At 70.1% G+C, this 18,940-nt stretch carries 16 protein-coding genes, 1 tRNA gene and 1 riboswitch; of the genes, 8 read left to right on the forward strand and 9 right to left on the reverse strand.

Going from position 1 to position 18,940, the window contains the following annotated elements:
- The first annotated feature begins 67 nt into the window (after positions 1-67).
- Entirely contained in the window at positions 68-814 is a 747-nt protein-coding gene (locus DTO57_RS05150) for a CPBP family intramembrane glutamic endopeptidase (protein WP_229730530.1), read from the forward strand.
- 72 nt (positions 815-886) lie between these two features.
- On the opposite strand, the gene DTO57_RS05155 is transcribed toward DTO57_RS05150, so the two are convergent.
- The gene (locus DTO57_RS05155; protein ID WP_114117095.1) at positions 887-1,306 is read right to left on the reverse strand and encodes an NUDIX hydrolase; all 420 of its coding nucleotides are present in this window, start codon (positions 1,304-1,306) and stop codon (positions 887-889) included.
- Positions 1,303-1,776 carry an NUDIX hydrolase gene (locus tag DTO57_RS05160; protein WP_114117096.1) on the reverse strand — a complete coding sequence of 158 codons (474 nt, stop codon included), beginning with the start codon at positions 1,774-1,776 and terminating at the stop codon, positions 1,303-1,305. The genes DTO57_RS05155 and DTO57_RS05160 overlap by 4 nt, the downstream gene beginning before the upstream one ends.
- Positions 1,777-2,005: 229 nt before the next feature.
- Here DTO57_RS05160 and DTO57_RS05165 point away from each other — a divergent pair, with 229 nt between their 5' ends.
- Complete coding sequence (locus DTO57_RS05165) at positions 2,006-2,971, forward strand: hypothetical protein (RefSeq protein ID WP_114117097.1); 966 nt, start codon at positions 2,006-2,008, stop codon at positions 2,969-2,971.
- A 2-nt stretch (positions 2,972-2,973) separates the two neighbouring features.
- Here the strand turns inward: DTO57_RS05165 and DTO57_RS05170 are convergent, their stop codons facing one another.
- Together DTO57_RS05170 and thiD are read right to left on the reverse strand one after the other, a co-directional pair.
- Positions 2,974-3,393, reverse strand: a complete 420-nt coding sequence (locus tag DTO57_RS05170; RefSeq protein ID WP_114117098.1) for a GNAT family acetyltransferase — start codon at positions 3,391-3,393, stop codon at positions 2,974-2,976.
- A gap of 97 nt (positions 3,394-3,490) precedes the next feature.
- A complete protein-coding gene (gene thiD / locus DTO57_RS05175) occupies positions 3,491-5,608 on the reverse strand; it encodes a bifunctional hydroxymethylpyrimidine kinase/phosphomethylpyrimidine kinase (protein ID WP_114117296.1) in 2,118 nt (705 codons plus the stop codon).
- Positions 5,597-5,693, reverse strand: a riboswitch (TPP riboswitch). (Overlaps the previous gene by 12 nt.)
- An 89-nt stretch (positions 5,694-5,782) precedes the next feature.
- Here thiD and nadA point away from each other — a divergent pair.
- Genes nadA through DTO57_RS05200 form a run of 5 tightly spaced genes read left to right on the forward strand, consistent with a single transcriptional unit; the run spans position 5,783 to position 11,277 of the window.
- Positions 5,783-7,072 carry a quinolinate synthase NadA gene (nadA, locus tag DTO57_RS05180; RefSeq protein ID WP_114117099.1) on the forward strand — a complete coding sequence of 430 codons (1,290 nt, stop codon included), beginning with the start codon at positions 5,783-5,785 and terminating at the stop codon, positions 7,070-7,072.
- Complete coding sequence (gene nadB / locus DTO57_RS05185; protein WP_114117100.1) at positions 7,069-8,589, forward strand: L-aspartate oxidase; 1,521 nt, start codon at positions 7,069-7,071, stop codon at positions 8,587-8,589. Before nadA ends, nadB begins: the two co-directional genes overlap by 4 nt.
- Positions 8,583-9,431, forward strand: a complete 849-nt coding sequence (gene nadC, locus DTO57_RS05190; protein WP_114117101.1) for a carboxylating nicotinate-nucleotide diphosphorylase — start codon at positions 8,583-8,585, stop codon at positions 9,429-9,431. The genes nadB and nadC overlap by 7 nt, the downstream gene beginning before the upstream one ends.
- Positions 9,428-10,597 carry a cysteine desulfurase family protein gene (locus DTO57_RS05195; RefSeq protein ID WP_114117297.1) on the forward strand — a complete coding sequence of 390 codons (1,170 nt, stop codon included), beginning with the start codon at positions 9,428-9,430 and terminating at the stop codon, positions 10,595-10,597. The genes nadC and DTO57_RS05195 overlap by 4 nt, the downstream gene beginning before the upstream one ends.
- Entirely contained in the window at positions 10,588-11,277 is a 690-nt protein-coding gene (locus tag DTO57_RS05200) for an NUDIX hydrolase (protein WP_114117298.1), read from the forward strand. Before DTO57_RS05195 ends, DTO57_RS05200 begins: the two co-directional genes overlap by 10 nt.
- A gap of 208 nt (positions 11,278-11,485) precedes the next feature.
- On the opposite strand, the gene DTO57_RS05205 is transcribed toward DTO57_RS05200, so the two are convergent.
- Positions 11,486-13,339, reverse strand: a complete 1,854-nt coding sequence (locus DTO57_RS05205) for an ABC transporter ATP-binding protein (protein WP_114117102.1) — start codon at positions 13,337-13,339, stop codon at positions 11,486-11,488.
- Positions 13,340-13,507: 168 nt separating this feature from the next.
- Here DTO57_RS05205 and DTO57_RS05210 point away from each other — a divergent pair, with 168 nt between their 5' ends.
- A complete protein-coding gene (locus DTO57_RS05210) occupies positions 13,508-14,989 on the forward strand; it encodes an MDR family MFS transporter (protein ID WP_229730529.1) in 1,482 nt (493 codons plus the stop codon).
- Between the two features lie 48 nt (positions 14,990-15,037).
- On the opposite strand, the gene DTO57_RS05215 is transcribed toward DTO57_RS05210, so the two are convergent.
- From DTO57_RS05215 to DTO57_RS05230, 4 genes are all read right to left on the reverse strand, one after another.
- Positions 15,038-16,033 carry a pseudouridine synthase gene (locus DTO57_RS05215; protein ID WP_114117103.1) on the reverse strand — a complete coding sequence of 332 codons (996 nt, stop codon included), beginning with the start codon at positions 16,031-16,033 and terminating at the stop codon, positions 15,038-15,040.
- Between the two features lie 25 nt (positions 16,034-16,058).
- Positions 16,059-16,132, reverse strand: a tRNA-Leu gene (locus DTO57_RS05220).
- A gap of 46 nt (positions 16,133-16,178) precedes the next feature.
- On the reverse strand, positions 16,179-17,543 hold the full coding sequence (locus tag DTO57_RS05225) for an NAD(P)/FAD-dependent oxidoreductase (RefSeq protein ID WP_114117104.1): 1,365 nt from the start codon (positions 17,541-17,543) through the stop codon (positions 16,179-16,181).
- A 26-nt stretch (positions 17,544-17,569) separates the two neighbouring features.
- Complete coding sequence (locus DTO57_RS05230; RefSeq protein ID WP_229730527.1) at positions 17,570-18,931, reverse strand: S8 family serine peptidase; 1,362 nt, start codon at positions 18,929-18,931, stop codon at positions 17,570-17,572.
- Positions 18,932-18,940: the final 9 nt, after the last annotated feature.

Consider the following 18,940-nt stretch of genomic DNA (forward strand, 5'->3'; position numbering starts at 1 on the left):
TGCTCAACGGTACGCTCCTTTCCTGCATTCCAGGTGGACATAGCCTGGCTGTGGCACGCTGACTCTCGTGACCACTTCCGCGCCCGCCCGAACCCGCCTGCTCTGGGAGGTCGGAATCGTCCTCGCGCTGTCGATCGGGCAGTCGGCCGTCTACTCCATCGTGTCGTTCGTGAGGTCGGCGATGACCGCCCCACTCTCGCAGCAGGCGACGTCGCTCAACCCCAGCCGAGCCGACCAGGCGATCTGGGACGCGATCTACCGCGTGCTCGACATCTTCTTCGACCTCGCGCTCGTCGCGCTCGTCATCTATCTGCTCTGGGAGCCGTCGCGCCGCGCGTTTGATCGCATCGGGCTGAACTTCTCGCGCATCGGCCGCGACATCGGCACCGCGGTCGCGCTGCTCGCGGCCATCGGGATCCCGGGCCTCGCCCTCTACGCCGTCAGCCGGCTGGCGGGGCTGACCCTTCAGGTGCAGGCGTCCGAGCTCGACGCGGCCTGGTGGACGATTCCGCTGCTCATCTTCTCCGCCCTGCGCGCGGGGCTTCTCGAAGAGGTGATCCTGAATGGATACCTCATCGAGAAGCTCACCTCGATCTGGAGGCCCTGGCAGGTGCTTGTCTCGGTCGCGGCCCTCCGCGGCCTGTACCACCTCTACCAGGGCCCGGCGATGGCGCTCGGGAACATGGTGATGGGACTCGCCTTCGGCTGGGTCTACCTCAGGTGGCGCCGGGTCATGCCGCTCGTGATCGCGCACACGCTGCTCGACACGTTCGCCTTCGTGGGCTACCCGCTGGCGGCGCCGTTCCTGCCCTAGCCCCGCCACAACTCTGCAATTCTCCGCGCCGTCGTATGCGAATCGCATACGACGGCGCGGAGAATTGATGATTTAGTGGTCGAGCTCGCGGAGCGCCGGCACGATGTGGTGTGTCATGAGCGGCGCGAGATCGGCCGACATCGGCGCTTCCGGATCCACCCAGCGGATCTCTTCGATCTCGGCGGCGGGCTCCGTCACCTCGACGGGCGGGTGCGTGAACACCGTCCCGACGACGGTGTAGCCGCCCTCGTTCGCCGCGGGCGCCTCGTACACGCCGAGCAGCCGCATCGCGTCCGGATCCAGGTCGACGCGCAGCTCCTCCCGGATCTCGCGGACCGCCGTCTCGACGGGCCCCTCCCCCGGATCCGGCTTGCCGCCCGGCTGCATGAACATGCTCGTGCCGCGCTTTCGCACCGTGAGGATCCAACCCGTCTCCGGGTGTCGCAGGACGACCGCGCTGACGTGGATCCGCTTGTTCTCGTGATCGATCATCGCGCGAACCGCGCCGTGCCCTCGTGGCCGAGCGCGGTGTGGATGCGCTCGAGCATGTCGCCGGCGAGGCCCGCCGTGTCGAGCTCGTCGATCGGGCACCACCACGCGCGGGCATTCTCACCGTCGGCGGGGTGCGGCTCGCCGCTGACGTAGCGGCAGCGCAGCACGATGTCCATGAACTGGGCCTTGTCGCCGTTCATGAACTCCTGCGGGGCCATCGAGTGCACCCACACGAGCGCCTCGGTCTCGGCGACGAGGCCCGCCTCTTCGAGCACCTCGCGCTCGGCGGCGACGGCGGGTTCCTCGCCCGGATCCACGATGCCGGTCACCGGCGTGATGCGCCCGTTGTCGGCGCGCTCGACGAGGAGCACCGCATCGTCCTTCACGACGACCGCCGTCACGCCCGTGAGCCACAGCAGGTCGTGCCCGATCTTCTCGCGCAACCGAAGGATGAAGTCAGGAGTAGCCATGGGTCGAGCCTACAAGTCATCAATTCTCCACCAACTCTGCAATTCTCCGCGCCGTCGTATGCGATTCGCATACGACGGCGCGGAGAAATGCAGGTGTGAGGGGGAAATGAGGAATCATCACACACAGCTCCGCGCCGCGCAAACTGTCCACACGCGCGATTACGGCTGATCTCTCCACAAATTCGGTCCGGGCCGCGCGTTGGCGCCACGTTCCTGCAAGCCTCGGGACATGAACCAACTCCTTCGCGCGCAGCCCGACCTCGTGGCCTGTCCCATCGAGCTCCTGGTGCGGAGTGAATTCGGATCCGGATTCGACACGTACGTGAGATCTCACGCCGTCGTGCGGATCGTGCCGGGTGTCTATGTCCACGAACACGATTGGCGCAAGCTGTCAGTGTGGGATCGGTATCTCGCCAAGGTCTACGCCGTGCAGCGCAGGCGGCCGGACGCGATCTTCGTCGAAGAATCGGCCGCTGCGTTGCAAGGCCTCCCGTTCCTCGGCCGACCGCAATACGTGCACGTCCTCGCACATAAGAGCGGCGCCGCGCGCATCACCGGAATTGTTCGCGCTCACTTCTCTATCGACGAGGTTGCCCCGGTCGAAACAGCCGGAATTCTCATGACGAGCGCCGTCGACACCGTCGTCGATATCGCGCGTCGAAACCATCCGGCCTTCGGCCTGGCGGCGCTCGACCAGGCCATGAGGCTTCAGAACATCACGCGCGGCGAGCTCGTCGCCAACAACGAGGCGCGTGCGAGTGCGCGCGGCGCCGCGAATGCTCTGTGGGCGCTCGAGCGGGCAACGGGGATCCCCGAATCAGTACTCGAGTCGCTGAGCCTCGCCGAGTTCGAGTGGCTGGGATTCGAGATCCCTGAGCTCCAGGTTCCCTTCGATCTCGGCGCTCTCGGCGACGCTCGAACAGATTGCTATTGGCGCTCACGTGGAATCATCGGCGAGGCAGATGGCGACTCGAAGTACCGCCTCCAAGCCGGCGGCATCGACACCGCGATCATCTCCGAGAAGCGACGCGAGGATGCCCTTCGCCGGCAGGTCAACGGCTTTGTTCGGTGGGGCTGGGCCGACTGCCGTGATCCGAAACAGCTCGAGAGCATTCTGCTCAGCGTGGGGGTGCCGCGGGTCGCGACGAGAAACAGCACACGCCTGCGCACGCTCGCCACGCTTCTGCGCGGATAGCCTCAGGCATCTTCGATCAGCCGCTTACCGCTGACGATGACGTCGGATCGTTCGTACCCCAGCGAATCGTAGAACCCCAGAACGTCAGCATTTGTCGAACGCACCATGAGCTGCACCTTCGGGCACCCGAGCCGCAAGAGCCGCAGTTCCGCCTCTGCAACCAGTGCGCGCCCGATGCCCTCACCGCGGCGATCGGCCGCGGTCGCAAGGTAATAGAGCCAGCCACGGTGCCCGTCGTAACCGGCGATGACTGATCCGATCAGGGCATCCGCATCTGCCGCAACCAGCACGAGCTCCGGATAGACCGCGCGGGCCCGCTCGATGTCTTTGTGCGGGTCGTTCCACGGCCTCGTCAGCCCTGCTTGTTGCCAGAGCTCAACGACGGGCTCGATGTCGGTGTCGGTCAGCGCTCGTATCTCCACGACGCTCGAGCCTACAAGTCGTCATTTCTCCGCGCGGTCATCTGCGAATCGCAGATGACCGCGCGGAGAATTGCAGGGTTCGCGGGGAAGTGAGGAATTACGCCTGCGCGAAGAAGGCCCGCTCGTGGCGGGAGGACAGGGTGAAGGCCTCGCGCATGCGGGTGAGGGTGGCACGGTCGGCGCGGTGGGCCGCCCGCTGGACGAGCTCGATGGCCTGCCGGGTCGACTCTGTGAACTCCGGGGATCCGTAGGTCGAGAGCCAGTCGCCATATGGGTGGCCCGCGTGGTTCTTCGACGCGAGCGTGAGGCCCACCTGCTCGTAGATCCAGAAGCACGGCAGCAGCGCCGCGATGAGCACGGCGTGCTCGCCGCCCGCGCGCTCGAGGTGCGCGACGTATGCCTCGGTCTCGGGCGAGGCGGGCACTCGCTCCCCCGCGCCGCGCGAGCGGTGCAGCTCCATCTCGGTCGCGACGGCCGCCTCGGACGAGGCCCGCCAGAACGCCTTCTCGGCCGGATCCGCCGACAGCTCCGCCGCCCGGGCGAGCAGGTCGGAGTAGGCGAAGAGGTACACCGAGTCCTGCGCGATATAGGTCTCGAAGCGCGCGAGGTCGAGCGTGCCGTCGCCGAGGCTCGCGACGAAGTCATCGCCGTAGATGCCCTCGACGATCGGCAGCACGTCGCCCCACCAGGCGTCGAGCTCGGCGTCGCGGCGCGGCGCCGCGAGCCCTGCGCGGGTCGCGTACGCGTGATCGAGCGGGCCGCTGCCGGATCCGACCTCGAGGGCGTCGGCCGCGAGGATCGCGCCGTGGATCCACTCGTGCGCGAGGCGCGCCGACCACGTCCAGGCGTCGGCGCCCCGCCCCGTGCGCGCATAGATCGTCGCGAGCGCGGACGAGAGCGAGCAGCCGGTTCCGTGGGTGTTCGTCGTCGCGATGCGGGGGCTCTCGAACGAGGCGACGACGCCGCCGGCCGACACGAGCGCGTCGGGCGCGGTGTCGCCGTCGAGGTGGCCGCCCTTCGCGAGCACGAGCACGCCGTGCCGCGATGCAAGCTCGCGGGCCTGGCCCAGCGCCTCGTCCCAGCTCGAGGCCGTGTCGGCCCCGAGGAGCGCCGCGAGTTCCGGCAGGTTCGGAGTGACGACGTCGGCCAGCGCGATCAGACCGTCGAGGGCTCGGGACGCGTCCGCATCGAGCAGGCGGTCGCCGCTCGTGGCGATCATGACGGGGTCAAGCACGACGGCGGGCTTCGGAGAGAGGGCCGCGATCCATTCGGTGACGGCCTGGATGACCTCGGCGTTCGCGAGCATGCCGATCTTGACGGCGTCGATGCGCACGTCATTCGAGATCGCGTCGAGCTGACTCGTGAGGAACTCCGCGGGCGGCGTGTGCACGCCCGAGACGCCGCGGGTGTTCTGCGCCGTGAGGGCGGTGACCGCCGCCATGCCGTAGCCGCCGGTCGCCTGGATCGACTTCAGGTCGGCCTGGATCCCCGCCCCGCCCGAGGGGTCGGATCCGGCGATCGAGAGGACGTTCGGGATCCGCTCGCGGTCCCACTCGTCGCGGAGCTCGCGCGCGGCGGCCCGGGGGTCGTCCGCGGAGCAGATCGCGCGGACGACGGCGAGGCCCGAGGCGCCCGCGGCGCGGGCCTCCGCCGCGTCGCCGAAACCGACGCCGCCGATCGCGACGCAGGGCAGCGGGCCCGCCTGGGCGACGGCGCGGGCGAGCCCCTCCCAGCCGAGCGGCGTGGGGGCGTCGGGCTTCGTCGGGGTCGCGCGCACGGCGCCGACGCCGAGATAGTCGAGCACGCCGGGGCGCAGCGCCGCGGCGGCCGCGAGCTCCTCAGGCTTCGCGGCGCTGAGCCCGAGCACCGCGTGGGCACCGATGCGCTCGCGCACCTCGAGGGGTCCGCCGTCGCTCTGGCCGATGTGCAGGCCGTGCACCGCGGCGCCCGCCTCGCGCGCCGCGAGGTACACGTCGACGCGGTCGTTGACGAGAAGCGTCGCGCGCCCGTCGACGCGGTCGGCGACCGCCGTGACGACGCGCAGAAGCTCCGCGTCGCTCAGCAGCTTGCCGCGGATCTGCACCGTCGTCGCGCCGCCCGCGACGGCCTCGTCGACGATGCGCACGACGTCGCCGTCGCCAATCGTGGCGAGATCGGCGACCAGGTAGGTGCGCAGATCGATCGGGTGGACAGGCTTCAGTGCAGTGTCGAACATCGACATCCCTCCGCTCGTGTGAACGAGATCAGGTTCATCGGGTGTGCTCTCAGTCCCCCGGTTGGGGACACCCCGTGTCTTCTGAACGAGCGTAGCCGATCCCCTAATGGTCAAGTTGACCTTTATAGGGTGTAAGCTTCTGGTCAATTCCACCTTAACCGTCGGAGGAGCACCATGGCCGCCACCCGGATCACCCTCGAACGCGACCCCTCGGTCGCCCGCGCGATCGCCGCGGATCCCTCGAGCGCCTGCGAGAGCGACCTCACGGCCGCGCCGTGGAGCTTCGACGCCGCGCCGGGCTACGGTCCCGGATCCTCGTCCGCGGATCCGTTCCCCGCGGCCGCGCCCGTGCAGGGCGAGATCCCCGCGGAGTATCGCGACGCGAGCGACGCGGAGCTGCACGAGCGGATCCGCGCCGCCCGCACGACCCTCGGCGAGCGCGTCGTCGTGCTGGGGCACTTCTACCAGCGCGACGAGATCGTGCAGCACGCCGACTACGTCGGCGACTCGTTCCAGCTGGCGCGCGCCGCGACCGAGCACCCGGACGCCGAGGCGATCGTCTTCTGCGGCGTGCACTTCATGGCCGAGACGGCCGACATCCTCTCGGGCGCCGGGCAGAACGTCATCCTCCCCCACCTCGGCGCCGGCTGCTCGATGGCCGACATGGCCACGATCGACGAGGTCGAGGAGTGCTGGGAGCAGCTGGAGGACGTACTCGGCCCGCTCGACAAGGAGGACGAGGACGGTCTCGTTCCGGTCATCCCCGTGACATACATGAACTCGTCTGCCGCGATCAAGGGCTTCGTGGGCCGCAACGGCGGCATCGTCTGCACCTCGTCGAACGCCCGCACCGTGCTCGAGTGGGCCTTCGCGCGCGGCCGCCGCGTGCTGTTCTTCCCCGACCAGCACCTGGGCCGCAACATCGCCAAGGCGATGGGCGTGCCGCTCGGCCTCATGCCGATGTGGAACCCGCGACAGCCCCTCGGCGGATCCACCGCCGGCGAGCTCGAGGATTCCCGCGTGATCCTCTGGCACGGCTTCTGCTCGGTGCACCGCCGCTTCACGACGGCGCAGATCGACAAGGCCCGCGCCGAGCACCCCGGGGTGCGCGTCATCGTGCACCCCGAGTGCCCCATGGCGGTCGTCGACGCGGCCGACGAATCCGGATCCACCGACGTCATCCGCCGCGCGATCGAGGGCGCGACCGAGCCCACGACCTTCGCGATCGGAACCGAGATCAACCTCGTGCAGCGCCTCGCGGCGCAGCACCCGCAGCACACGATCTTCTGCCTTGACCCCGTCGTCTGCCCCTGCTCGACGATGTACCGGATCCACCCCGCCTACCTCGCGTGGGTGCTCGAGGAGCTCGTCGCCGGCCGCACCGTGAACCGCATCGGCGTCGCCCCCGACGTCGCCGTGCCCGCCCGCGTCGCGCTCGACCGCATGCTGGCGGCGACCCCGTGAGCCGTGTGCTCGTCGTCGGCAGCGGCATCGCGGGCCTGACCGCTGCGCTCACGGCCGCCTCGCGCGGCGCCGACGTGACGGTCGTCACCAAGGCGGGCGTCTCCGACGCCGCGACGGCGCACGCGCAGGGCGGCATCGCCGGCGTCGTCTTCCCCGACGACTCGGTCGCGAGCCACGAGGCCGACACCCTGCGCGCCTCGGCGCGACTCGCGGATCCGGACGCCGTGCGCGCGCTCGTCGCCGGCGGCACCGAGGCGATCGCGTGGCTGATCGACCTCGGCGTGCGCTTCGATCGCGACGCGGCGGGCCACCTCGAGCGCGGGCTCGAGGGTGCGCACTCGTACCCGCGGATCCTGCACGCCGGCGGCGACGCCACCGGCGCCGAGATCGAGCGGGCGCTCGTCGCCGCCGTCCGCGCGGCGGGCATCGCGGTGCACGAGCGGACCACGCTGGTCGACGTCGCGCTCGCGGGCGGGGCGGCCGTGGGCGCGCACCTGATGGATCCGGACGGCGCCGTGTATGCCGAGGCGGCCGACGCCGTGGTCCTCGCGACCGGTGGCGCCGGCCAGGTCTACGCCCGCACGACGAACCCCGCGGTCGCGACGGGCGACGGCATCGCCGCGGCCCTCCGCGCCGGCGCCGAGGTCGCCGGCATGGAGTTCGTGCAGTTCCACCCCACTGTGTTGGCCGAGGGCGAGGCCTTCCTCGTCTCGGAGGCCGTGCGCGGCGAGGGCGCCGTGCTGCTCGACGAGGCGGGCGCGAGGTTCTGCCTCGACGCGCACCCCGACGCGGAGCTCGCCCCGCGCGACGTCGTCGCCCGCGCGATCGCCGAGGCGATGGCCCGGCAGGGCGGCCGCCCCGTGATGCTCGATGCGAACGCCCTCGGTGACGAGTTGCCCGAGCGGTTCCCCACGATCGACCGCGCCGTGCGCGAACGCGGGCTCGACTGGACGCGCGAGCCCATCCCCGTGGCCCCCGCGGCGCACTACCTGATGGGCGGCGTCGTCACCGACCTCGAGGGGCGCACGAGCGTCCCCGGCCTATACGCCGCCGGCGAGACCGCCCACACGGGCGTCCACGGCGCGAACCGCCTGGCGTCGAACTCGCTCCTCGAGGGAGTCGTCTTCGGCGCGAGGGCCGGATCCGCCGCGGCGCGTTCACGCACGACCCCGTACACAACGACGCAAAAATTTACTCCGACAGTCACAAAAACCGGTTCCCGGTCGCCTGAGCACAAAAATTTGCGTCGTCGTGTACGGAGCGAGTTGCGCGAGCTGATGTGGCGGGAGGCGGGGCTCGCCCGCACCGAGGCCGGGCTCGCCCGCGCGGCTGACCGTATCGACGGGTGGATGCGGGAACTGCCCGAGCCGGCCGATGCCATGGGCCTTGAACTGCGCAGCCTGCTGACCGTCGCGCGCGAGATCGTGCGCGCCGCCCGCGCCCGCACCGGATCCGTCGGCGCGCACTTCCGCTCCGACGCGGCACCTATTCCCGCCCTCGAGGAGGCATCATGCTGACCCAGACCGCCATCGACCGCGTCGTGCGCCGCGCCCTCGACGAGGACGCCCCGTGGGGCGACCTCACGAGCGAGACCCTGATCCCGGCGGACGCCACCGCGACCGCCGACCTCGTCGCGCGCGAGCCCGGCGTCTTCAGCGGCGGATCCGTCTTCCGCGCTGCCTTCGCCGCCACGGATCCCGCGATCCGCGTCGAGCTCCTCGCGGCCGACGGATCCGCCTTCGCCGCCGGCGACCGGCTCGCCCGCGTCGCGGGGCCGGCCCGCGCGGTGCTGACGGCCGAGCGCGTCGCGCTGAACCTCACGCAGCGCATGTCGGGCGTCTCGACCCTCACGGCCCGCTACGTCGCGGCCGTGCGGGGCACGGCGGCGCGCATCGCCGACACCCGCAAGATGACGCCCGGGCTTCGCGCCCTCGAGCGGCACGCGGTCGTCGCGGGCGGCGGACACAACCACCGTTTCTCGCTCTCCGACGCCGTCATGGCGAAGGACAACCACCTGGCCCTCGTCGGCGACGACCTCACCGGGGCGCTCCGCGACGCACGCGCGCGGCTCCCCCACACGACCCACATCGAGGTCGAGGTCGACCGCCTCGACCAGATCCCCGCGGTCCTCGCGGCGGGCGTCGACACCATCATGCTCGACAACTTCTCGCTCGACGACCTGCGCGCGGGCGTCGCCCTGATCGGCGATCGCGCCATCGTCGAGGCCTCGGGCGGCGTGAACCTCGACACCGTCGCCGGCATCGCCGCCACGGGCGTCGACGTCATCTCGGTCGGCGCCCTGACGCACGCCGCCCGCGGCATCGACCTGGGGCTCGACATCGCGCTCGAGCAGGGCTGATGTACCTCGATCACGCCGCCACCTCGCCCGTCCGGCGCGAGGTGCTCGCCGCCATGACGCCGTACCTCACGACCGAGTTCGGCAACCCCTCGAGCGTGCACGGCGCCGGGCAGGCCGCCCGCGCGGCCCTCGACGACGCGCGGCGGCGGATCGCGCGCGTCACCGGCGCACGGGCGGGCGACGTGATCTTCACCTCGGGCGGCACCGAGTCGAACAACCTCGGGATCAAGGGCGTCGCCGTGGCGGCCCTTCTCGGCCGCGGCGCGCGTCACGTCATCACGACCGCGATCGAGCACTCGAGCGTGCTCGAATCGGTGCGGGCGCTCGGGCGCGTCCACGGCTTCGACGTCACGGTGCTGCCGGTCGACCACCAGGGGGTCGTGGATCCGGGCGCTGTCGCGGCGGCGATCCGCGACGACACCGCGCTCGTCGCGATCGGCTACGCCAACAACGAGGTCGGCACAGTGCAGCCGATCGCCGAGATCGAGGGCGTGTGCGCGGCCCGAGGCGTGCCCCTCCACGTCGACGCCGTGCAGGCGGCTGGCTGGCTCCCCCTCGCCCCCGCCGCCCCGCGGGCGCTGCGCACCCTCGCGATCTCCGGCCACAAGATCGGCGCGCCCCAGGGCACCGGCGCGCTCATCGCGCCCGCGCGGATCCCCCTCGAGCCGCTCCTCCACGGCGGCGGTCAGGAGCGCGGGCGCCGATCCGGAACCGAGTCCGTCGCCGGCGCGGTCGCGCTCGCGACGGCGCTCGAGCTCGCCGACGCGGAACGCGCGGCGACCGCCGAGCGGGTGTCGCGGATCCGGGATCGTTTTATCGCGGACGTGCTCGCGCGCGTGCCGGGCGCGGCGCTCACGGGGCACCCCTCGCGGCGGATCCCCCACGTCGCGAGCTTCACGATCGCCGGGGTGAACGGCGAGACCGTGCTGACCGACCTCGAGCGGCGCGGCGTGATCGCGTCGAGCGGATCCGCGTGCTCGTCGGCGAGCGAGGACGCCTCGCACGTGCTGCTCGCCCTCGGGATCGACGACGATCTCGCGCGGACATCGATCCGGTTTTCGCTGTCTCCGCTCGCCACAGACCTCGAGGGCGTCGCCGACGCGCTCGCCGACGCCGCCGCATCTCACCGGAGTCGAAGCACCGACTCGGTAGGGTCATCTCTGTGACATCCGCCTCACCCGACGTTCGCATCGCCGTCTCGACCGCCATCTTCTCGGTGCGGACGACCGACGACGGCGACCAGCTGATGATCCCGCTCGTCCGGCGCACGCGCGAGCCGTTCCTCGGCCAGTGGGCGCTTCCGGGCGGCTGGCTCGGCGGATCCGAGGGGCTCGAGGACGCGGCCGGCCGCACGCTCGCCGAGACGACGGCGCTCGCGCCGAGCTGGCTCGAACAGCTCTACACCTTTGGCGACATCGACCGCTCGCCCGACGCCCGCGTGGTCTCGGTCGTCTACTGGGCACTGCTGCGCAGCGACCTCGTCGAGGCGCAGCGCGCGACCGCCGGGGCGCCCGAGAACGTCGAGTGGTTCCCCGTCGAGGCGCTGCCGGAGCTCGCCTTCGACCACCAGCACATCATCGACTACGCCGTGTGGCGGCTGCGCAATAAGGCCGGCTACAGCCGCATCGCCGCGGCGTTGCTGCCGGACGAGTTCACCCTCGCCGAGCTGCGCGGCGTGTACGAGACGGTGCTTGGCAAGCGCCTCGACCCGTCGAACTTCCGGCGGCTGCTCGAGGGATCCGAGGCCCTCGTGCCCACGGAGGCCTTCCGCACGGGCCCCCACCGCCCCGCGCGCCTCTTCCAATACAACGCCGACATCGACCTCGCGGAGCTCGGCCCCATCTGACCCACCCGGGTCACTCCCGCACCCTTTTCGCGAGATCGCATCCTTTTCGCGAGATCGCACTGATTTCGCGAAATCGCACTGATTTCGCGAAATCGCACTGAATTCAGTGAGACCTCGCGGAGGTGGGCCCAGAAAAGAGTGAGACCTCGCGGAAGTGGGCCGAGAAAAGAGTGAGACCTCGCGGAGGTGGTGAAGGGCAGGCGGGGCGTTAGCCCTGTTGCTCGGCGGCGAGGGAGGCGTAGAGGCCGCCGGCGGCCAGGAGCTCGTCGTGGGTGCCGCTCTCAACGATGCGGCCCTGTTCCAGCACGTTGATGACGTCGGCGCCCGCGATCGTCGAGAGGCGGTGCGCGACCGTGATGGTTGTGCGGCCCTCGGCGGCAGACTCGAGCGCCTCCTGCACGACGCGCTCGCTGACGGTGTCGAGTGCGCTCGTCGCCTCATCGAGCAGTAGCACGGGCGGATCCTTCAGCAGCACGCGCGCGATCGCGATGCGCTGCTTCTCGCCTCCGGAGAGGCGGTAGCCGCGCTCGCCCACGACGGTGTCATAACCGCCGTCGAAGCTCATGATGCGCTCGTGGATGTTCGCCCCGCGGCACGCCCGCTCGATCTCCTCGTCGCTCGCCTCGGGCTTCGCGTAGCGCAGGTTCTCGCGGATCGTGGCGTGGAAGAGATACGTCTCCTGCGTGACGATGCCGATCTGGTCGATGATCGAGGTGCCCTCGAGCTCGCGCACGTCGCGCCCCGAGAACAGCACGGCTCCCGACTCGGCCTCGTACATGCGCGGCGTGAGGTACAGGATCGTCGTCTTGCCCGCGCCGCTCGGCCCCACGAACGCGACGTGCTGGCCCGGCTCCGCCACGAACGAGACGCCGTCGAGCGTCGGGGCGGCATCGGCGGCGATGTCGGGGTACCGAAACCGCACGTCGCGGAACTCGATGCGCCCCTGCGGGCCGGGCGCCTCGGACGCCGCGATCGCGTCCTTCCGGTCGACGATCGCCGGCTTCAGGTCGAGGTATTCGAAGATGCGGGCGAACAGCGCCTGCGAGGTCTGGATCTCGAGCGCCACGCGCATGAGGCTCACGAGCGGCATCGACACGCGCGCCTGCACCGTGGTGAAGGCGACGATGGTGCCGGCGGTGATCGCACCATCGGATCCGCCGATAAAGAACCCGGCGGCCAGGTAGATCACGGCGGGGACGGAGCTCATCAGCACGTTGACGACGGCGAAGAAGCCCTGGCCGCTCATCGTCTGACGGATCTGCAGGCGGATCTGGTTGGCGTTCTCGTTCGCGTAGCGCGCCGACTCGGTGCGCTGGCGGTTGAACGACTTCGACAGCAGGATGCCCGAGACGCTCAGAGTCTCCTGCGTGATCGAGGTCAGCTCCGACAGCGACTGCTGCGTCTCGCTCGCGATGCGCGCGCGGACCTGCCCAACGCGGCGCTGCACGATGACGAGGATCGGCGTCATGATGAGCGAGATGATCGTGAGGCGCCAGTCGATCAGGATCATCGCGACGATCGAGGCGATCACCGTCACGGCGCTGCCGAGGATGCTCGTCACGGTGCTCGTGAGCACGCCAGAGACGCCGCCGACATCGTTCTGCAGGCGCGACTGGATGACGCCCGTCTTCGTGCGCGTGAAGAACGCCAGCTCCATGTTCTGGAGGTGATCGAACATCCGCGTGCGGAGGTCGCCCGCGACGCGGTTACCGACGCTGGAGGTCAGCCACGTCTGCGCGACCTGCACGACCGACGCGGCGATGTAGAGCGCGATCATGGCGGCGACGAGCCACGCGAGCAGGTGCATGTTGACGGCGCCGGACGACGGGAAGAGCGCGTCGTCGAAGATCCGCTGGATCACGAGCGGCGGGATCGCCCCGAGAGCCGCACCGATCACGACGAGCACGGCCGTGAGCGCGACGCGCTTGCTATACGGTCGGAACAGATCCAGGATCCGCTTGCCGAGGTCGGGCACCTTCGGCGCCTGCGCGTTCATCTCGCGGAGCGCCTTCTCATCGACGGGCCGCCCGCCGCGCCCGCCTGCCCCCATGGGCCGTCCCATACTCATCACTGCAAGCTTAGATCCCGCTTCACGCCACGAGATCTGCCAATGTGGGAATAGCCGGCCACACTCTCTCGTTAGAATGATGCGTCCGCCTGCGGGGGCTCTTCGTTCTGTGAGCCCTGGCCCGGGGCGGAGTCATCCCTTATTCTGCCTGGAGCACTTCACGTGACGACAGATACCGGTTCTACGCGCGTACCCGCGCACAACGACACCATTGACCCCGCCGGCATGCGGGTGATCTGGCTCCTTCTTATCGCGGCGTTCGTCGCGATCCTCAACGAGACGACGATGGCGATCGCCATCCCCGAGCTCAACCACACCCTCGGCATCCCGCGCGAACAGGGCCAGTGGCTCACGAGTGCGTTCATGCTGACGATGGCCGTCGTTATCCCGACGACCGGTTTCCTCCTGCAGCGCTTCACGACGCGCCAGGTCTTCCTCGCCGCGATCTCGGCGTTCGCCCTCGGCACGCTCGTCTGCCTCGTCTCCCCCGGCTTCACGCTGCTGCTCATCGGCCGCATCATCCAGGCCAGCGGCACGGGCATCATGATGCCCCTGCTCATGACGACGATGATGAACGTCGTGCCCGCGCACTCGCGCGGCCGCATGATGGGCCGCGTCGGCCTCGTCATCTCGCTCGCCCCGGCCATCGGCCCCACGATGTCGGGCCTCGTGATCGACCACCTCGGCGGCTGGCGCACGATCTTCGCGATCATCCTCCCGATCGCGATCGTCGCTCTCGTCGTCGGCCTCAAGTGGATGACGAACCTCGGCGAGACGACGCACGCCCCGATCGACGGCATCTCGATCGTCCTCAGCGTCTTCGCCTTCGGCGGCACCGTGTTCGGCGTCAGCCAGCTCGGTGGCGGCGAGGGATCCTCGAACCTCGGTTCGCTGCCCATCATCGCCCTCGTCGTCGGCGTCATCTCGCTCGGCCTCTTCGTCTGGCGCCAGCTCTCGCTGCAGAAGAAGGATGACGCGCTGCTCGACCTTCGCGTCTTCCGCTCGCGCAACTTCACGATCGCCGTCGTCATCATGGCCGTGATCGCGTTCGCGATGTTCGGCTCGCTCGGAATGCTCCCGCTCGTGCTGCAGGAGGTCGTAGGACTCGACGCCACGCAGTCGGGCCTCGTGATGCTGCCGGGCGCGCTGCTGATGGGTCTGCTCGGCCCGCTCGTCGGCCGAATCTACGACAAGTACGGCCCGCGCACGCTGCTCATCCCCGGCACGATCCTCGTCACCGCGGCGATGTTCGTGTTCTCGGTGATCAGCCCCGAGATGCCCGTTGCGCTGATCGTCGCGACACAGGTCACGATGTCGCTCGGACTTGCGGCGTCGTTCACGCCGCTGTTCTCGGCATCGCTCGGTTCGCTGACGCGCAACCTGTACTCGCACGGATCCGCCGCGCTCAACACGCTACAGCAGGTCGCCGGCGCCGCAGGCACCGCCCTGCTGATCGGCATCTACTCCTCGACGATCGCGACCGCGGCCGCCGAGGGAACCGACGCCTCGCACGCGAGCGCGTCGGGCGCCCACTCGGCGTTCCTGCTCGGCGCGATCATCGCCGCCATCACCGTCGTGCTGTCGTTCTTCATCGTGAAGCCGGCCGACGACCAGGAGGGCGCGCCCGCGCCCGCGGGCCACTAGGAGCACGAAGAAAGGGGTCGCGCGCCGCGCGGCCCCTTTCTCGCGCCCTCAGAACGACATGCGCGACTCGAAGCGGCGCGCCTTCCCCGTCAACGGATCCGCGAACTCGAGCGTCGTCGCGAGAAGCCGCAGCGGATCCGAGAAGTCGTAGGGATCCGGGCCCAGGTCGCGCGGGTAGACGGGGTCGCCAACGAGCGGCATGCCGAGCCCGTTCATGTGCACGCGCAGCTGGTGCGTCTTGCCCGTGTGCGGCGTGAGTTCGAACTCGCCCACGCTCCCCCGCGCCTCGATGAGCCGGATCGTCGTGTGCGCGTTCGGCTCGCCGTCGATTTCGCGCACGGCGCGGTCGCCGGAGGTCTTCTGCAGGCGGCTGAACCGCTCGCGGGGCTCGCCGCCCGCGAGCCCGAGCGGCAGCTCCCCCTGCTCGGGGAGGTGCGCGAGCGCGCGGTAGGTCTTCCGGATCCGCTTCTCTTGGAACAGCTTCTGGTACGCGCCGCGGGTCTCCGGGCGCCGCGAGAGCGCGAGCAGGCCGCCCGTGACGCGGTCGAGGCGGTGGATCGCGACGATGTCGTCCTCGCCGCGCTCGACGCGCAGGCGCGTCATGACGCACTCGCGCACGAAGGCACCGTTGGGCGTCGAGGCGAGGAAGTGGGGCTTGTCGACGACGATCAGGTCGTCGTCCTCGTGCACGATCTCGATCTCGAACGGGATCCGCGCCTCCGCCGGGAACGGCTTGTGGAACGCGTAGAAGCCGCCGGGGATCACGGGGTCGCCGAGCGCGACCCGGCGGCCGTCCTGATCGGTCAACTCGCCCTCACCGACGAAGTACTCCACCGCGATGCCCGCGAGCGCCTCCTCGTTCGCGAGGGTGCGCGCGATCACGATCTCGCGCAGCCACTCACCGACGGATCCGGGAACCGGCTCGTGCTGCGCGGCGTGCGTCTGCGAGCCGCCGGGCGCGCGGAGCCTCGAGGCGGTGATCCCGTCGCGCGGGCGCAGGATCGCGCCGGGACGCGGGACCTGCGGTCGGGCGGTGACGGACAACGAGTCTCCTTCCGACGGCAATACGTCCCCCCAGTGGGACTCGAACCCACACTGTGCCGATTTTAAGTCGGCTGCCTCTGCCAATTGGGCTATAGGGGGATGCGCGAAGGGCGCCCCTCGAGCGAGGAGCGCCCTTCGGCGAGGATTAGTCCTGCTTCGGCTTGGGGCGCGACGCGTACTCCTCGAAGAACGCGCGGGGCTCCTGAACCTTGGTGAGCTGCACCTGGTCGCGGCCGAGGAAGAAGTTGTGGTACCAACCCCACAGCACGCGCCACTTGCGCTCCCACGTCGGCATCGCGAGGCCGTGGTAGCCGCGGTGGGCGGCCCAGGCAAGGAAGCCGGTCAGGGCGAACTTGCCCGACTGGAACGCGCCGTGGCCGAGGCCGAGACCCGCAACCGCGCCGAGGTTCTTGTGGAAGTAGTCGACCGTCTGCTCGCCGCGGATGACCGCAACGAGGTTCTTCGCGAGGCGCTTGGCCTGGCGGACGGCGTGCTGAGCGTTCGGCACGCAGGTACCGTCGGGCAGACCGCCGGTCTTGTCCGGAACGGCGGCGATGTCACCGGCGGCCCAGGCGCCCGCGACGACGTTGCCCTCGGCGTCGACGACGCGCAGGTCGGCCTGCGTCGTGATGCGACCGCGCGGCTCGCGCGGGAGGTCGGATCCGTTCACGACCTTCGGGTTCGCCATGACGCCCGCAGTCCAGACGATGATGTCGGTCGGGTAGACCGGGCCGTCGACCATGTCGCCGGCCTCGTTCTTGACCTTCGTGCGCACGATGCCGTCGGTCGCGTCGGCGACCTGCGTGTCGAGGTGCACGTGGGCGCCGCGCTGACCGAGGTCGGCGAGAACCTTGTGGCTGGTCTCGAGCGAGACCTCGGGCATGATGCGGCCCATCGCCTCGATGAGGTGGAACTCGGTCTCGTCGAACGAGATCTCCGGGAACTTCTGCAGCAGGGCGTTCGCCGACGAGCGGAGCTCGGCGAAGGTCTCGATACCGGCGAAGCCACCACCCACGACGACGACCGTCAGCAGGCGCTTGCGCAGCTCGCTGTCCTTCGGCAGGCTCGCGGCGCGCTCGAAGTTGCGGATCAGCGAGTCGCGAACGGCGACGGCCTCTTCAATCGACTTCATGCCGATCGCGTTCTCGGCGATGCCCGGGATCGGGAAGGTACGCGAGATCGAGCCGGCGGTCACGACGATCTCGTCGTACTGGTACTCCCAGCTCTCGCCACCCTCGGGGGTGATCGTCGCGGTCTTGTTCGCGTGGTCGATACCCGTGACCTTCGCGTTCACGATCTTGGTCTTCTTCAGGTGGCGACGGTGCGAGACCACGGCGTGACGCGGCTCGATCGCACCGGCGGCGACCTCGGGAAGGAACGGCAGGTAAGCCATGTACGAGAGCGGGTCGACGAGAACGACCTCAGCCTCATTGGTACGAAGGTGCTTCTCGAGCTTCCACGCGGTGTAGAAACCCGCGTAACCGCCGCCGACGATAAGGATCTTAGGCACGGGAAAAAATTCTCCTTGGAGTTGTGTCAGGAACTCGATCCGTGAGAATCACGGCTCGAGCGGAAGCGCCGGGACACAGCGACGACGCCAAGCAAGATAAGGATACCAGCGGCTGACACCGCCATTAACGGCAGGGTCACCTCGCGCAGGCTTTCGGGCGACGGAAGGTACGGGTTCGCGGCCTCGGCCGGCGGATCCATCGGCGGCAGCGCCGGGAGCGTCACGGGCTCGGGCGTGGGCGTCGGGCCCGAGTCGACCTCGCCCGGTTCGGCCGCGCCGCGGTTGATCCGCACCCATTCCTTCAGCGTGACGTCGGTGACGGGGCTCGAGTCGACGAGCGGCACGTCGTCGGTCACGGCGGCCTCGGCGTCGACGATGCCGAATCCGTAGATCGGGTCGCGCGTGCCCTCCTGAGCGGGCGCGCGCCGCGTCGTCGCGACGATGCGGTTGATGACGTTGTTCGCGTCGAGCTCGGGGTGCGCCGCGCGCACGAGCGCCACGATCCCCGCAACGATCGGGGCGGATCCGCTGGTGCCGCGCCACGAATCGACGTCGCCCGCGGGGCCGATGCCGATGAGCGCCTCGCTCGGCGCCGAGACGGCGATCGTGCCGCCCTGCGTCGACGCGCCCTGGCTCGCCTTGCCGTCTTCGTCGACGCCGCCGACGACGAGAACCTCGGGGATCGTCGCGGGCGCGCCGATCATGTCGGTCCCGCCGTCGCGGTTTCCGGCCGCGACGACGACCACGACGTCGTGGTCGAAGGCGTATTGAAACGCCTCGTCCCATGATTCGTCCCACGACGTCTGATTCGTCGTGAACGAGAGGTTGATGATGTCGGCGCCGTGGTCGACCGACCACGTGATTGCCGAGGCGACCTGCTCCGAGAACGGCACCTCGCTCACGGATCCGAAACCGATCGACACCGAGAGGAGCTTCGCCTCCGGCGCGACGCCGATCATGCCCTCGTCCTCGCCCGTTCCGCGGGCCGCGGCCAGCGAGGCGACCCAGGATCCGTGGCTGCGCGTGTGCGCGTCGGCGCCGAGCGGCGAGCGGCCGTCGGCGCTGCCGACGCCGGAGAAGTCCGCTCCCCCGGCGACCGCGCCGTCGAGCTCGTCGATGTCCGACGCGATGCCGCTATCGATGACCGCGATCGTGACGCCCTCGCCCTTCGTCGTCTCCCACGCGTCGGTAACGCCCAGCTCGTCGAGCCAGTACTCCGAGGAGCGCACCGGATCCGGCGTCGGGGTGGGCGTCGGCGTCGGGCTCGGGCTGCGGGTCGCGCTCGGCGTCGGCGACGGCGACTCGGTCGTGGCGACCGCGGCGCCGGGGATGGCCACGAGGGCGCACATCATCGCCAGCGCGGCGGCTACCGCGCGGGCGGGACGCACACCCCGGCG

Origin of the sequence: Microbacterium sorbitolivorans, assembly GCF_003327285.1 — a bacterium.
Lineage (GTDB): Bacteria > Actinomycetota > Actinomycetes > Actinomycetales > Microbacteriaceae > Microbacterium > Microbacterium sorbitolivorans.